This window comes from Salegentibacter haimaensis (assembly GCF_054121495.1).
In genome coordinates, this window is sequence record NZ_JBSYGH010000002.1 from 72,670 (window position 1) to 87,575 (window position 14,906).

The 14,906-nt window shown below is 42.8% G+C and carries 13 protein-coding genes; 6 read left to right on the forward strand and 7 right to left on the reverse strand.

Annotation, left to right across the window (positions count from 1 at the left end):
- Positions 1 to 179 precede the first annotated feature (179 nt).
- The 3 genes from ACW6QP_RS03630 to ACW6QP_RS03640 form a co-directional block, all read right to left on the reverse strand.
- Positions 180 to 3,188 (reverse strand): SbcC/MukB-like Walker B domain-containing protein, encoded by a 3,009-nt coding sequence (locus ACW6QP_RS03630; RefSeq protein WP_457909482.1) that lies wholly within the window; start codon positions 3,186 to 3,188, stop codon positions 180 to 182.
- Between the two features lie 3 nt (positions 3,189 to 3,191).
- Complete coding sequence (locus ACW6QP_RS03635; protein ID WP_457909483.1) at positions 3,192 to 4,403, reverse strand: exonuclease SbcCD subunit D C-terminal domain-containing protein; 1,212 nt, start codon at positions 4,401 to 4,403, stop codon at positions 3,192 to 3,194.
- A gap of 184 nt (positions 4,404 to 4,587) precedes the next feature.
- On the reverse strand, positions 4,588 to 5,265 hold the full coding sequence (locus ACW6QP_RS03640) for a M15 family metallopeptidase (RefSeq protein ID WP_457909484.1): 678 nt from the start codon (positions 5,263 to 5,265) through the stop codon (positions 4,588 to 4,590).
- A gap of 112 nt (positions 5,266 to 5,377) precedes the next feature.
- On the opposite strand from ACW6QP_RS03640, the gene ACW6QP_RS03645 reads away from it, so the two are divergent.
- The 4 genes from ACW6QP_RS03645 (at position 5,378) to ACW6QP_RS03660 (ending at position 10,139) form a co-directional block, all read left to right on the forward strand.
- The gene (locus ACW6QP_RS03645; protein WP_457909485.1) at positions 5,378 to 6,124 is read left to right on the forward strand and encodes an SDR family NAD(P)-dependent oxidoreductase; all 747 of its coding nucleotides are present in this window, start codon (positions 5,378 to 5,380) and stop codon (positions 6,122 to 6,124) included.
- A 142-nt stretch (positions 6,125 to 6,266) separates the two neighbouring features.
- Complete coding sequence (locus ACW6QP_RS03650) at positions 6,267 to 8,909, forward strand: PAS domain S-box protein (protein WP_457909486.1); 2,643 nt, start codon at positions 6,267 to 6,269, stop codon at positions 8,907 to 8,909.
- 2 nt (positions 8,910 to 8,911) lie between these two features.
- Positions 8,912 to 9,292 (forward strand): response regulator, encoded by a 381-nt coding sequence (locus ACW6QP_RS03655; protein WP_457909487.1) that lies wholly within the window; start codon positions 8,912 to 8,914, stop codon positions 9,290 to 9,292.
- A gap of 79 nt (positions 9,293 to 9,371) precedes the next feature.
- Positions 9,372 to 10,139, forward strand: a complete 768-nt coding sequence (locus ACW6QP_RS03660; protein WP_457909488.1) for an XRE family transcriptional regulator — start codon at positions 9,372 to 9,374, stop codon at positions 10,137 to 10,139.
- Positions 10,140 to 10,197: 58 nt separating this feature from the next.
- On the opposite strand, the gene ACW6QP_RS03665 is transcribed toward ACW6QP_RS03660, so the two are convergent.
- The 4 genes from ACW6QP_RS03665 to ACW6QP_RS03680 all read right to left on the reverse strand — a co-directional run bounded on the left by ACW6QP_RS03665 (position 10,198) and on the right by ACW6QP_RS03680 (position 12,356).
- On the reverse strand, positions 10,198 to 10,359 hold the full coding sequence (locus ACW6QP_RS03665; RefSeq protein ID WP_457909489.1) for a hypothetical protein: 162 nt from the start codon (positions 10,357 to 10,359) through the stop codon (positions 10,198 to 10,200).
- 10 nt (positions 10,360 to 10,369) lie between these two features.
- Positions 10,370 to 10,645, reverse strand: a complete 276-nt coding sequence (locus tag ACW6QP_RS03670) for a hypothetical protein (RefSeq protein ID WP_457909490.1) — start codon at positions 10,643 to 10,645, stop codon at positions 10,370 to 10,372.
- Between the two features lie 134 nt (positions 10,646 to 10,779).
- On the reverse strand, positions 10,780 to 11,010 hold the full coding sequence (locus tag ACW6QP_RS03675; RefSeq protein WP_457909491.1) for a hypothetical protein: 231 nt from the start codon (positions 11,008 to 11,010) through the stop codon (positions 10,780 to 10,782).
- A gap of 104 nt (positions 11,011 to 11,114) precedes the next feature.
- Positions 11,115 to 12,356 (reverse strand): 3-deoxy-D-manno-octulosonic acid transferase, encoded by a 1,242-nt coding sequence (locus ACW6QP_RS03680; RefSeq protein ID WP_457909492.1) that lies wholly within the window; start codon positions 12,354 to 12,356, stop codon positions 11,115 to 11,117.
- An 89-nt stretch (positions 12,357 to 12,445) separates the two neighbouring features.
- On the opposite strand from ACW6QP_RS03680, the gene ACW6QP_RS03685 reads away from it, so the two are divergent.
- Both ACW6QP_RS03685 and ACW6QP_RS03690 read left to right on the forward strand, forming a co-directional pair.
- Positions 12,446 to 13,576 (forward strand): DegT/DnrJ/EryC1/StrS family aminotransferase, encoded by a 1,131-nt coding sequence (locus ACW6QP_RS03685; RefSeq protein ID WP_457909493.1) that lies wholly within the window; start codon positions 12,446 to 12,448, stop codon positions 13,574 to 13,576.
- Positions 13,577 to 13,589: 13 nt separating this feature from the next.
- Positions 13,590 to 14,870 carry an amidohydrolase family protein gene (locus ACW6QP_RS03690; protein ID WP_457909494.1) on the forward strand — a complete coding sequence of 427 codons (1,281 nt, stop codon included), beginning with the start codon at positions 13,590 to 13,592 and terminating at the stop codon, positions 14,868 to 14,870.
- Positions 14,871 to 14,906 lie beyond the last annotated feature (36 nt).

The following is a 14,906-nucleotide window of genomic DNA, read 5'->3' on the forward strand; positions in this document are numbered from 1 at the left end:
AGTTTCTTTTGTCAACAGGGGTAGGATAAACGAGAGATAAATCTGAAATTTTTTGATATAATCTTAAACCTTAAATCCTGAATTTTAAATTTTTCAACCCACAACCCACAACCGAAAACCCACAACCGAAAACTCACAACAAACCCCAAACAAAAAAAACCAAACAAAAAACAACAAACTCAAACCACCTCCAAACTGCTGTACCCCTGCCCGTTTCTGCTTAATTTAATCTGTGTGGCGATGCGTTCTTTCAGTGAATCTACATGGCTTATAATGCCAATGGTTTTTTCGCTTTCGGCCTGTAGTTTTTCCAGAGTATCCAGGGTTTGGTCCAGAGTTTCAGGGTCCAGGGTGCCAAAACCTTCATCGATAAAAAGCGAATTGATTTCCACATTCCTCGAAGCCAGGTCACTCAAGGCAAGGGCCATCGATAAACTAAGCAAAAAGGTTTCTCCTCCCGAAAGCGTTTTTACCGACCTTCGCTGCCCACCCATATGTTCGTCTATAGCCACCAGGCCATCATCCTCGCCGGCCAGTGGCTTGTCTATGCGGTAACGATCGCTCAAATCCTTCAGTCTTATGTTGGCTAAATACAATAGCTGACTCAAACTTAAGTCCTGTGCGAAATCGTTAAATTTCTTACCGCTGCTATCTCCAATAAGTTCTTTGAGCAGTTTCCAGCGATAAATCTGCTGCGATTTTTTCGAAATTTCTTCCTGCAGACTTTCAATTCTCTTTTTCGTTTGTTCCTGTGCCTTTAATTTGCTGTAAAGATCCCGGCAATGTTGATTTAAAGCCTCCTGTTCCGCTTGTTTCCTTTGAAATTCCTCCGGCAAGTCTGCTTCACTGTCCTGGCGGGCATCTTTTAAAAGGCCTTGAAGCTGCTGTTCCAATACCTCTAAGCTGCTTTTTTGACTTGCAATGGCCGATTTCAAAGCCTCCCGCTCCTGTCTTAAATTCCGGCATTCAGCCTCGGGGATTAAATGGCTCAAAGCCTGCGAAGGTTCCTTGAAACCTCTTTCCTGCAACTGCGGAAGCAATTCTTTCAAAAGCTTCGCATTCTTTGCCTGCTTTGCTTCCTGCTGATTTTTGAGCTCCTCCAGGCGTATTTTTGAAGTTTTTTGCTCCTGTTTGAGTGAACTCCAACGATTTGAGAGCTCCCTGCAATCCCTGTTTACATCGCTGCCACCATAGATTTCTTCCAGCTTTTGTTTCAATTCCCTGCCTTCGGCCAGGACTTTTATGAGTTGTTCCAGTAAAGGAATAGCCAATTTTATAGCCTTTGATTTTTTGGCTTCCTGCTCCAAAAGCTCCAGGTTTTGCAAATTTTCTTCCAGAGTATCACAAATCTGCTCCCAGCTTTTATCACCGGGTTGCAGGGCCGCGAATTCATTTTGAAATGCCGCTTCGCTCAATTGAATTTGTGCCTTTAACTCGCCTTGCTGTTTTCCAAGCTGCTCTATTTTCGCCGCCCCATCTTTTAAGCGGGTGCTCAAAGTGTTAAGCTCATTTTTTTTGTGCTCCAGCGCGCTCAAACTGCTTTCCATTTCCTCTTTAAGGCTGTCGTTCTTCGGAGGCAGCATTTCAGCATAGGGATGCTCCAATGCACCACACAAGGGGCAATGCTCCCCGGGCACCAGCCTATGTCGTAAATCTTCCAGCTCGGCCCGCAGTAATTGATTTTCGTGCTGCAATTTCAGCCTGTCATATACATTCTGATGATGGTTTACTTGCTCCCTTAACTCCTTTTCTGCAGGAATCAACTCCTGTCTTTTTTGTTGAAGTTCTTCCTTTTCCTTTTGCAGTTTCTCCAAAGCCCGTCTTGCGGCCTGCAGCTCCATATCCTGCTTCCAGGCAAGTCTGCTTTGCTGAAGTTTTTGCTGTAAATCTGCTTTCTGCGGAATTTTTTCTTCTGAAAATTCAGCCCTTAACCGCTCAATTTTCGAAGATGAATTTTGCTGAAATTGCCTGATTTCCTGAAGTCCCACTTCGGGATTTGCCTCATTAAAACTGAAATCCAAATCCCGCACTTCAGCTTTTATTTGATTTGCAAGACTTTTGAATTCACTGCCTTTTTCCTGGCGTTGCTGCTGAAGCGAAAGCACTTTATTAGCAAAAGTCTCAAGGGAGGCTTCGAAATTTTCAGAAGTTACCTGCTGTTGAAGCAAAGCAGAAGCATTGTCCAGGCAGGAAGCCTGTTCTTGCTTATTGATTTTTTGCTGATCTTCTATTTTTTTTAGATCATTTTCCAGGTTTTCCAGCTCCAGGCTTAGCTGTTTCCAGGTCCTTAGATCACCTGCGAAGTCTTCAAGCTGTTCGTGCCGGGCCAGCGCCTGCCCGTGATTTTTTTCAAAACTCACTAATTTCCCTTCAGCATTTTCTTTTAAAGCGGTTTTTTCTGAAACCTGGTTTCTAAGGCTTTTGATGTTCTTCTTTAAGTCCAGTTTTTTCCCAAGCACCTCGAGCTGCAGCTTTAGGTTATTTAATTTTTCATCCTCCTGCTTATATGCCGATGTTGTGGCTTTTTCCTCTTCCTCAGAAAGCAATTCTCCTTCCAGTGCAGCGATTTGATTCTGCTGAATTTCAATCCCGGCATTTTCTTCCTTGTGCCGGTTAAAGGCCGCAATTCCTAATTGTCGGTAAATCCCGGTGCCTGTGATCTTTTCCAGCAATTCGCCGCGTTCGTCTTTTTTAGCCTTCAGAAATTGAGCAAATTCACCCTGCGCCAGCAAAACCGATTTGATAAACTGATTGTAATTAAGCCCTATGAGTTCTTCATTTTTTGCCGGCACTTCCGATTTTTTTAGATCGAAAAGGCTTCCGGTTTCTGCGTTGGCCACCTCCATTTCATAATCTCTGAGATTCCCATTTCGGTTGGTAGAAATGCTCCACTGTGATCTGAAAATCCCTGCTTTTCCCTGGTAGGTCACCGCCGCCATAGCTTCCTGCTGGTTGCGGGTAATGATCGCACCGGTTTTAAGGATCTCGGGTGTGGAAACTTTGTCCATCCGCGGGATGTTATTAAAAAGCGCCAGGGCGATCACGTCAAGCAGGGTACTTTTCCCACTGCCGGTGGGCCCGGTGATGGCAAATAACGAACTTTGATTAAAAGGTTCGCGGGTGAAATCTATTTGATGTTTTCCTTTAAGGGAATTGATATTTTCAAATTCTATGCGTAAAATCTTCATCGACTATGATTTCTCCTGAGAATAAATTTTTTCTAATAATTCATCGAAAGCACTTTCTACCTGCTCGCGCGTGATCACATCATAATTTTGGGTGTCCAGCATCTCAGCGAAAACCTCACGAGGCTGCAGGTCTTCCAGGCTTTGGTCGCGATACAGGTCGCCGGCCATTTTTTTCTGATTTTTGAAATTAACTCTGTGCTTTACGATCTCGAATTCGGGAAGTTTAAAGTCTTCAACCAGCCGGTCTAACTCCAACAACTTTTGCGCATCGAAATCATCTTCCTGCATTTCAATTTCAATTAAAGACTTAAGTTCTCTTTGCTCTCCCGGAGCCTGCAATTTTTGCCTGATTTCTTCCAGGCTTCCGCTTATTTTTAATAAACTTCGGAAAGCCGGCACCGGGATGCTTTCAGGCTCCCAACCTGAATCGGAATCCAGTAGCAACACCCGTTTTTCGTCTTTTCTTTCGCTGAATGAGAGCGGAAGCGGGGAACCACTATAAAAACAGGGAACCTCGGCACTCACCCTTTGAGGTTTGTGGATATGACCCAAAGCGATATATTTGAAATATGCACCAAACTGCCGGGCATTAAAGGCTGCCAGATTCCCAACCTGAATATCGCGCTCGCTTTCGCTGCTTTCAACCCCCGCGGCAAAAAGATGTCCCATCGCCAGGGCCGGCACCCCCGGATGTGAATTTTTACAAATTTCAGCGGCTTTTTGAAAATGAGATTCAATCCCCGCCTGTATACTTTGTAATCGATCTTCATAGGTCGAATCGGCTATGGCCTTTCGCAGGTCGGCTTCCCGTAAATAGGGCAGGGCTGCAATTACAAGCCGGGTTTTTCCATCCTTTTCTATAGGAATAATGAGATCTTCTGGGTTTTCTGGCAGGCCGCCTATAACGTGCATTTCAAGTTCCTGAAGCAATTCCCGGGGCGCATCGAGCATTGCCGGACTATCGTGATTTCCCCCGGTGATTATGATGCGACAGTTTAATTTTCTCAGTTTTAAAAGCGCTTTATAATATTGCCCCCGGGCTTCAGAAGAAGGATTTGCAAGATCAAACACATCACCCGAAATAAGCAATAATTCGATCTCCCTTGTCTCGATCAATTCGCATAACCAGTCAATAAACAGGTCGAAATCTTCAGCAAGATCGTGTTTATGTAGTTTTTTGCCTATATGCCAGTCGGCAGTATGAAGGATTTTCATTGCAGGTTGTTTTTCGGAAAATACAAAATAAGTTAGAGGTTGGAAATTAGAAGCGCGAAGTTAAAAATTAGAAACAGGACATTAGAATTGCAAATTTAAGCCGTAAAGTGTCAAAATACGACGGTTCTCGGTTTTCTGTTCTCCGTACCCGGATAACCTTGAATATTAAACCTTAAATCCTGAATTATTTTACAGGAAAATCAAAATAGGTATTCGGGTAAGGTTCAGCGCGTAAAGTGTAGTGCCACCACTCTTCAGGATAAGGGCGAAAGCCGTGTTTATGCATAATGTCTTTTAGCAATTTGCGATTGGCTTTTTGAGCTTTAGTAGGTTGTTCAGAGTCGTGATGGGAGATAATTCCGAAGAAATCCCAGGCACTTCCCATATCAAGTTCTTCTTTGGTTTTAGCATCTATAATCGTTAGATCGACTGTGCTTCCGCGGGAATGACCAGATTTGGAGGCGATGTAGCCTTTTTGAAAAAGTAGAGACTTGGGCACTACGGGATAAAATTCCTGTTTTGCCAGGGTGTCGGACGGGTCGCGAGCCCATTCAACAAAATGATTCACCGCGGTTTGCGGACGGTAAGCATCAAAAATCTTAAGGCAATATCCCATTTCTTTTAATTCCTGCTGAACTTTCTTAAGAGCTTCAGCTGCAGGTTGGCTTAAAATTGCCCGGCCGGCTTCATAAGATCTAACCGGTTTTCCGAGGAAATTATGCGTACCGGCATAACGAATTTCTTCCTCTATATCGGGGATAATTTCTTTTACATACACAAAACCATCAGGTAATTCCCGGGACTGGGCATAAGTTGAAATGCAGGCAAACAGAATTATAATTCCCAGCATCGAATTTTTCATAGTTAACTAATTTCCGAAGCAATTTACATAAAAACCTGCTTTCTGAGTTTGCTCATATTTTTTCATTCTTAATCGCTTTATTTTTAGGGAATTAATCTTTAAATGAAAGAAAATGGAACTCAAAGGAAAAGTAGCCCTTATCACGGGGGCAGGTTCTGGCATAGGGGAGGCCACGGCAAAGCTTTTTGCCCAGGAGGGCGCTAAGGTATTCTTAACCGATATAGATGAGCAGGCTGTACATCAGGTCTCAGATCAAATAGAGGCCGATGGTGGATCTGCAAAATTTTTAAAGGCCGATACTTCTATAGCCGAAGATTCGGAAAAATCGGTGCAGCAGTGCATTAAACATTTCGGAAAACTGGATATAGCTGTAAATAATGCAGGTATTGGCGGCGAACAGGCTCCGGTTGGGGAGTATGGAATCGCGGCCTGGGATAAGGTGATCGCAATAAACCTTTCGGGGGTTTTTTACGGGATGCGTTATCAGATTCCTGAAATGCTAAAAAGCGGGAAAGCCTCGATAATCAACGTGGCTTCAATCCTGGGCAGTGTGGGTTTTGCTAATTCGGCGGCTTATGTGGCTGCCAAACACGGGGTGCTTGGATTGACCAAAACCGCGGCTTTAGAGTATTCGGCTAAGGGGATTCGGGTGAATTCGGTAGGCCCTGCCTTTATCAATACTCCGTTATTAAAGGATTTGCATAAAGATTGGCTCAATCAATTAGTAGCGGTGCACCCCATTGGTCGGCTTGGAGAATCAGACGAAGTTGCCGAGCTGTTTTTATGGCTGGCTTCAGATCGGGCTTCATTCGCAACAGGCGCTTATTACCCTATTGATGGCGGGTATTTGGCGCAATAGTGGTAAAAAATTCCGATGAATGTTTGATAGGCGCTAAAGTTTTAAGAAATTCCTAAGAAAAGAAATAGAGATTTTTAGTCATAAAGCCTTTATTTTAGTGCCCTAATACCATAGTATCGAAAAAGATTACCACAAATCCACCATGAATAAATTAACCGAAAGCGAGAACCCTGCGTCTGCTAGTAATAACGAGGTTTTTGCTTTTGCCAACAGCCTTATTGCGAATATGCGCGAACCTTTACTAATCCTCGACGAGGACTTAAAGGTGGTTGGGGTAAACCATATATTTTCCAAACGCTTTATATTACAGGTAGAAAAAGGACAGGATGTACTCGATTTATTTCCTGGGGAGTATCAAAGGGAAATAGAGCATCACCTCAATCAGAGAAAGGAAACTGCTGATAAAATAATCGGAGTTGGTCTCAATCTACAAACTAAACAGAAAGGTGTACGAGCTTATGTTTTGCAATCCTGTCTTGTGGAAAACCCCTGGGATAAGAATCTGATTTTATTAAGCTTTAAAAAACAGAAGAACTATTCTAAACTTAAGGGGCAGGAGAAAGATTTCCTTCGAATTTTCAGGGAGATATTTTCCAATGCCCCGGCTGCGATTTGTACGCTTAAAGGGCCCAACCATATTTTTGAAGTAGCAAATGACAACTATTTACAACTGGTTGGAAATCGCGAAATATTAGGAAAATCTGTAGCCGAAGCTCTGCCTGAAGTGACCAGGCAGGGATTTGTTGATTTGCTTGACAATGTATATACCACCGGAGCGCCATTTATTGGGAATGAAATCAAGGTAAAGCTTAAAAATGAAGAGGGAGAATTAAAAAATTCATTTTTAAACTTTTCTTACCAACCTACCCGTAATATAAAGGGCGAAATAGATGGAATTTTTGTACACGCGGTAGATGTGACCGAGCAGGTGCTTTCCCGACAAAAGGTTGAAGAAAGCGAAACCCGGCTTAAGGATCTTGTAGATGCGGTACCTGCTATAATCTGGCTCGCTAAACCCGAAGGCGGTGCGCGCTATCTCAATAAAAACTGGTATAAATTTACCGGCCAAAGCAGGGAAGAAGCTTTGGGCCGGGGTTGGTTAAACTCAGTACATCCCGACGATAGAAATAATGCGGTTACCGTAATTGATCTCGCCAATAAAATGCGGGAATCTTTCAGCAATCGTTTCCGCTTAAAAAATATATCTGGCGAATACCGTTGGGTGGTGAATCACGGTAGTCCAAATTTTGACAGTAATGGAGAGTTTGAAGGGATGATAGGCACTCTTGTAGATATTCACGAGGAACGCAAGAAAGAAAGAATTATTAAGGAAAAGGAATTGCTCACCCAAACCATAGTGCGTGAAGCCGATGTGGCCACCGCCATTTATATGGGTCGGGAGATGCGGGTAAGTTTGGCCAACGATGCGATGATAAGACTTTGGGGAAAAACCCGAAATGTAATTGGCGCCACTTTGCGGGAAGCCCTGCCAGAACTGGAAGGGCAGCCTTTTCATGAACTTCTGGATAAGGTTTATACTACAGGTGAAACATATTGGGGTAGAGAAGATAAGGTAGATTTAATGCGGGATGGGAATTTGGAAACCGGTTATTTCAATTTCACTTATAAGGCCCTTCGCAATGAGCAGGGAGAAATCTTCGGAATTTTAAATATGGCCGTAGATGTTACCGAAATGGTTAAATCGAAACAGCTGCTCAAAGAAAGCGAATCTCATTTTAGACAGGTAGCCGACCTTATGCCCGGTATGGTAAATAATACCGATGCCCAGGGCAAAAACCTTTACTTTAACCAAAACTGGCTGGAATTTACAGGCTTGTCTTCTGAAACTTTAAAAGCTGAAGGCTGGACGCAATTTATTCATCCTGAAGATAAGAAAGAGTTCGACATCCGCTGGGAGCAATCGCTTGCACATGGAGACGATTTTGAAATGGAACTGCGCCTGCTCGATAAAAACGGAAAGTATCAATGGCATATTTCCAGAGCTGAAGCGGTTAAGGATGAAGAGGACCAAATTAAAATGTGGATTGGTACCAATACCGGAATTCATAAACTCAAGGAAGAGGAGCAGCGCAAGGAAGATTTCCTAAAAATGGTAAGCCACGAATTAAAAACTCCTGTAACCTCCATTAAGGGTTATGCTCAGTTGTTGCTTAGCCTGTTAGAAAAAACAGGAGACGAAGTGGCGATGGGTAAACTCCCTTTAAAGCCTTCACTACAACGCATCAACCATCAAATAAATAGACTAACCCGGCTTATTTCTGAAATTCTTGATCTTACAAGAATAGAGGAGAATAAACTGGAACTTCAGAAAGAAAAATTTGAATTAAATGAATTGGTAGAAGAGACAATTCAGGATATTACCTATACGAACACCCAACATAAGATTGAAATTGAGGAGGATTTAAAATGTAAAATTTTCGCAGATAGAGATCGAATAGGGCAGGTGTTAATCAATTTCGTGACCAATGCGATAAAATATTCTCCTGAAAGTGAACTAATCCAGGTTAAAATTACCGGGCAGGATAATAATAAGGTAAAAGTTTCTGTAAAAGATTATGGTATCGGGATTGCCAAAAGCGACCAAAAGAATATCTTTAAACGCTTTTTCAGAATTGGCAAAAAAGATGAAGATACCTATTCAGGCTTTGGGATAGGCTTGTTCTTAGCCAGAGAAATTATTGACAGGCATAACGGAGAAATATTGATAAATAGTGAGCTGGGCGAGGGTGCCGAATTCAGCTTCATTTTGGATATTGCAGAATAATTATGGAAACAACTACTAAAATTCTTGTGGTAGATGACGATTCGGGGATTGGAGAGATGATTAAAACCCTACTCGAATTTTATGGTTTTAAAGTAGTAGTAACTGAGAAACCTTTAAAAACCCAGGATCTTATCAAAGAACATGAGATCGATTTGGTCTTGCTCGATATGCTAATCTCAGGTGTAAATGGAACCGATGTATGTGCGGCCTTGCGCGAAAATAATGAGATTGGAGACACCCCGGTTTTAATGATGTCGGCGCTTCATAATGCCGGCCCCAAATGCAAAGCTGCTGGAGCCAACGATTTTATTGCCAAGCCTTTCGAGATGGATGATCTTATCGGGAAAATAAACCAGATCCTGGAAGAACAAAAATCGGCTTAAATTTTCCGAAACCTTGCCTTTTTGGAAATAATCCAATACATTTGAAATTAAACTGGAATTATTCCTGAATTCAAATATTATGGGCAATCCACCATCTATTGAGGTTAAGCGTTTTAAAGAAATTCGCGAAGAAAATAACTACACCCAGGCCGAGTTTGCCGAATTACTGGGCATCAATAATTCTACGGCCGATATTGAACGCGGACGCACTAAACTCTCAGGAAAAGTGGTCGCAAATTTATTAAGTGAGTTTGGGATAAATCCGCTATGGCTCTTTGGTCAAAGCGGTCAAAAACATCTTCAGTTAAGTATAGGCGATGTAAGCCCTAAAGTGATCACCGTCGATTCGGCCGATAACGAAAACATCGTGATGGTAAATCAAAAGGCTGCGGCGGGTTATCCTCACAATGTACAGGATGTGGAGTGGTATCACCAGTTACCGGCTTTCGATATTCCCCTGCCTGAATTCAGAAACTCCACCTATCGCGGTTTTCAGATTGAAGGCGATAGTATGTTGCCCACCTATTACCCGGGAGAATGGGTTTTGGGAAAAGCTATTTCAGACCTGGATGAGGCCACCAATAATAAGGTGTATGTGGTGGTTTTATACGACTCGGTACTGGTGAAAAAACTTCAGAAACTACCAGATTCCTCCAAGGTTTTGCTTATTTCTTTGAATGAAGAATATTTACCGGTAGAGGTAAATGTCAATGATATTCAAGAATTATGGCAGGTAAACAGCAAACTCACCTTTAATCTCGACAATCCTTCAGAGAGCGGACTTTTTAGAGAGTTAAAGGAGTCTATGGAAGAATTAAAACGTGATCTCAAAAATTTCAAAAAATAAAAAAAGCCTTTTCCGGTTTAGGGAAAAGGCTTTTCAGGTTGGTTAATTGAATGGTTTTTTAATAATCGTCTGCCGCATCTTCCACGGCATCGCCGGCATCATCGATAGCATCTTCTACATCATCGGCAGCTCTTTCAACTCCCGAACGCTCGTCTCTGCAGGAGGTTAGCACTGCAAAAGAACTTAGCGTGATAGCCAGCATTAAAATTACTTTTTTCATAATATAAAATTTAGTTGTCGTCGGTTCCCTGAACCTCACGTTCTACCTTATTAGCGGCTTTTTCAACAGCATCGCCGGTCTCTCTGGCTGCATTATCTACAGCGTCGCCAACATCTCTGCCGGCTTCTTCAAGGTCATCTCCCACATCGTCAAGGTCGTCATTCACGTCGTCCATATCGTCGCTATGCATTTCCATTTCATTGCGCTCCTCTTTTACTTCTCTACAAGAGGTGAAGGCTATACTAAAGCTGAAAAGCATAGCTAAGATTAAGATGGATCTTTTCATAATTTGATTATTTTCTTGGTTGTTAAAACAAAATTAGAAAGGAGTTTGAGACTTTTAACAATAGTCTTGCTAAAATTTTCACAAAATTCTCTGAATTGTTTATTGGTGAAAGTGCTTTGGTTGAGATTATGAGATTAATTGTCGTCTATCTCGTCAATCTTTCGGTCTATCTCGTTGTTTACCTTGCGATCTACTTTTTCACCTGCTCTTTCAAGAATGCCTTTGCGTTCTTCTTCAACTACAGGTTCCTTTTTTTCAACTTCAACTTCCCTAACCACGGTTTCTTTTTCGGTGGTTTCACGGCAAGAGATCAAACTCAATCCTGCCAGGGCTATAAAACTTCCGGTAATAAATACTCGTTTCATATCGGTTGTATTTAGATTTACAGGCCGAAATTACGTGCAAAAAATAATCGCACGATATTTTTTAAGATATTTTAGCACGCTTCCGTGGAATTTTCAGAAAATTTTCAGGAAAATTGAGTCTTTAGGTAGCCTATTATCTTAGCTGTTGCGCCAATATGTTCCTGAATAAAATTAGCCGACTTTGTTCCTGCCTGCTTTCGTAGCCTTTCATCGGTAGCCAGGGCCGTGAGCTTATTTTTGGCGTGTTCAGGGTTTTCAAGTCTAAATAGCCCTCCTTCCTGTTCCAGTAAACCGGCTTCGGGGAATTTTTCGGTGTTCATTCCGCTAAGCACCGGAATGCCAAAAACTGCGGGCTCCAGGATATTATGCAGGCCAGTCTTCCCGGCCGCCCCACCTACATAGGCGAAATCGGCATAGGAATATAGGCGGCCTAACATCCCAATATTGTCAATAATTAAAATTTGATATTCAGAAAGCGCTTTTCCTTTTATCTGCGAATGCCTAATATTTTTTTGCGGAAGTTTAGCCTCCAATTGCTGAAGCTTTTCCTGCTTAATTTCGTGGGGAGCGATAACTACCTTAAGGTTTGGCGGAAGCTCTCCCAGGAAATCCTGCAGTAATTCTTCATCTTCGGGCCAGGTGCTCCCGGCTACGAAACAGAGTTTGTTGTCGAGAAAGGCTTCCATGAATTCCAGCCGGTTGTCATAGGCTAACTGTCGGTGCACGCGGTCGAAACGCGTATCTCCACTTACGCTCACGTTTACAAAGCCGAAACTATTCAATAAATTTTCTGAAGCCTGATTTTGCACAAAAATATGATTGAAACCGGCCAGGGCTTCGCGCATCCACTTCCCGGAAGGTTTGAAATAAATCTGATCTTTCCTGAAAAGGGCAGAGATCAAAATGCTATGAATTTTCCTGTTTTTAAGCTCTGCAAGAAAATTAGGCCATACCTCATATTTTACAAAAATTGCCAATATGGGTTGCACCAGGTCGAGAAATTTGCTGGCATTTGTTGGAGTATCTAATGGAATGTAGGTGATTACATCAACCAGCCGGTGCGTTTTCTTATTCTCATAACCTGAAGGAGAGAAGAAACTCACCAGGATCTTATAATGTGGGAATTCCTGCCTTAATTGTTCTATTACCGGGACGGCCTGTTCAAATTCGCCCAGGGACGCGGTATGTACCCAAATGTAATTTGAATCTTCCTCTATTTGCTGTTCCAGATTTTTAAAAAGATGTTTTCGACCTTCGACAAAAAGGGCGGGCTTTTTTCCAAAAAAACGGCCCAAAGGCAGTAAGAACTGCAGCAGTTTGATAAGTATAGTGTAGAGTTTTCGCAAAACCTGAAATTCTGCTGCTAAAATAGGCCTTTAAATTTGATTGGTCGCCGGGGCTATATTTTGTATTTTCGCTAAGCTAAAAAATAAGGATGAAAAAGCTACAAATGGTAGACCTTAAGGGTCAGTATAAAGAAATAAAAGATGAAATCAATACCTCTTTTGAAGAGGTGTTGGAAACTTCAGCATTTATCAATGGGCCCCAGGTTCAGAAATTTCAGAAAAATTTAGAAAAATATTTAGGCGCAAAACACGTGATTCCCTGTGCCAATGGCACCGATGCCTTGCAAATTGCAATGATGGGCCTTGGCCTACAACCCGGCGATGAAGTCATTACCGCCGATTTCACCTTTGCGGCAACCGTTGAGGTAATTGCACTGCTGCAACTTACCCCGGTGTTGGTAGATGTAGACCTCGAGACATTTAATATAGACCCGGAAGCCATCAAAAAAGCCATCACTCCAAAAACTAAAGCCATAGTGCCTGTGCATCTTTTCGGGCAATCGGCCGATATGGATGCGATTATGGAGATCGCCCGGGAACATAAGCTTTTTGTTATAGAAGATAACGCCCAGGCTATAGGAGGAAATTATTATTCGGCTAATGGCCAGGTTCAAAAAACTGGAATTATTGGAGATGTGGGGGCTACCTCCTTCTTTCCTTCTAAAAATTTGGGCTGCTATGGAGATGGAGGTGCGATCTTTACCAATAGCGATGAGCTGGCACATTTAATTCGCGGTATTGTAAACCACGGCATGTACGAGCGCTATCATCACGATGTGGTGGGAGTGAATTCCCGTCTTGATAGTTTGCAGGCGGCGGTACTCAACGCGAAACTGCCTAAACTGGATGCTTATAATGAAGCAAGAAGAGCTGCGGCATCTAAATACAGCCGGGCCCTTAGCGGAATTTCAGCCCTTGAAACTCCAAAAATCACGGGAGAAGATGACACTCATGTATTTCATCAATATACGCTGAAAATAACCAATGGAAAGCGTGATGAACTGGCTAAATATCTGCAGGAAAAAGGAATTCCCTTCGGAATTTACTACCCAATTCCCTTGCATAAACAGAAAGCTTATGCCGATGAGCGTTATAAGGAAGCCGATTTTCCTGTAACCAACAAACTGGTAGAGCAGGTAATTTCCCTGCCTATGCATACCGAACTCGATGATGAGCAAATTGAGTATATTACAGGACACATCAAAGAATTTCTAAAATAACAAGCTATAAACTATGAGAAAACTTTTGACTTTTTGCCTGGCTGCGGGCTTTTGCTTCGGGATGCAGGCACAGGATCTTTATTTACAGGCCGGAAAAATAATCGATACCAAAAGCGGAAAGGTGCTTGCCGAAAAAACCATAGTGGTTTCAAGAAAAAAGATCAAAAGTATTGAAGATGGCTTTATACAGCCACAAAATGAAAATGATTCGGTTTTGGATTTCAGGGAGATGACCCTGCTTCCTGGACTTATAGATATGCACGTGCATTTGGAGGGAGAAACCAATCCGCGGCAATACCTGCAACGCTTTACCGATAATGAGGCCGATGCCGCTTTTAATTCGGTTGGATTTGCCAAAACCACTTTATTGGCAGGTTTTACCACAGTGAGAGAGCTTGGTGGTAGCGGGGTGAATATTGCCCTTCGAAATGCGATAAATAGCGGAAAAGTAGAAGGTCCCAGAATTTTCACCGCCGGCAAATCTATCGCCACTACCGGCGGCCACGCCGATCCTACTAATGGAAGAAGCCGTGAGCTTATGGGAGATCCCGGGCCAAAAGAGGGAGTGATAAATAATATAGACGATGCCAGGAAAGCTGTGAGGCAACGCTATAAAAATGGCGCCGACTTAATCAAAATTACCGCTACGGGTGGGGTGCTTAGTGTGGCTAAGAGTAGTAGCAATCCGCAGTTTGCCGAAGATGAAATTCGGGCGATAGTTGAAACTGCAAAAGATTACGGATTTCACGTGGCAGCTCACGCTCACGGCGATGAGGGGATGCAAAGGGCGATTAGAGCCGGGGTGAAAACTATAGAACACGGCACGCAAATGAGCGATGAAACTATGAAATTGATGAGGCAGCACGATGTTTATTTAGTGCCTACCATCACCGCCGGCAAAGAAGTTACCGGAAATGCAGAAATAGAAGGTTATTACCCCGAATTGGTAGTGCCGAAAGCCCGTGAGATTGGCCCTGCAATTCAGGATATGTTCGCCAGAGCTTATAAAACAGGGGTGGGAATCGCCTTTGGAACCGATGCCGGGGTATTCAAACATGGGGAGAATGCCCGCGAATTTGAATATATGGTAGAAGCCGGAATGCCGGCGATGGCAGCCATTCAAAGTGCAACAATTACCGGAGCCAAACTTCTAAAGATGGAAAATGAACTGGGGCAACTGGCCCCGGGTTTCCTGGCCGATATTATCGCGGTAGCCGAAGATCCTTCAGAGAATATTTCAACCTTGAGGGAGGTAAAGTTTGTGATGAAGGAGGGAAAAGCGGTGAAGCCTTAAATTTCCAGACTAAATAAAATTAAAGGCCCGGAATTC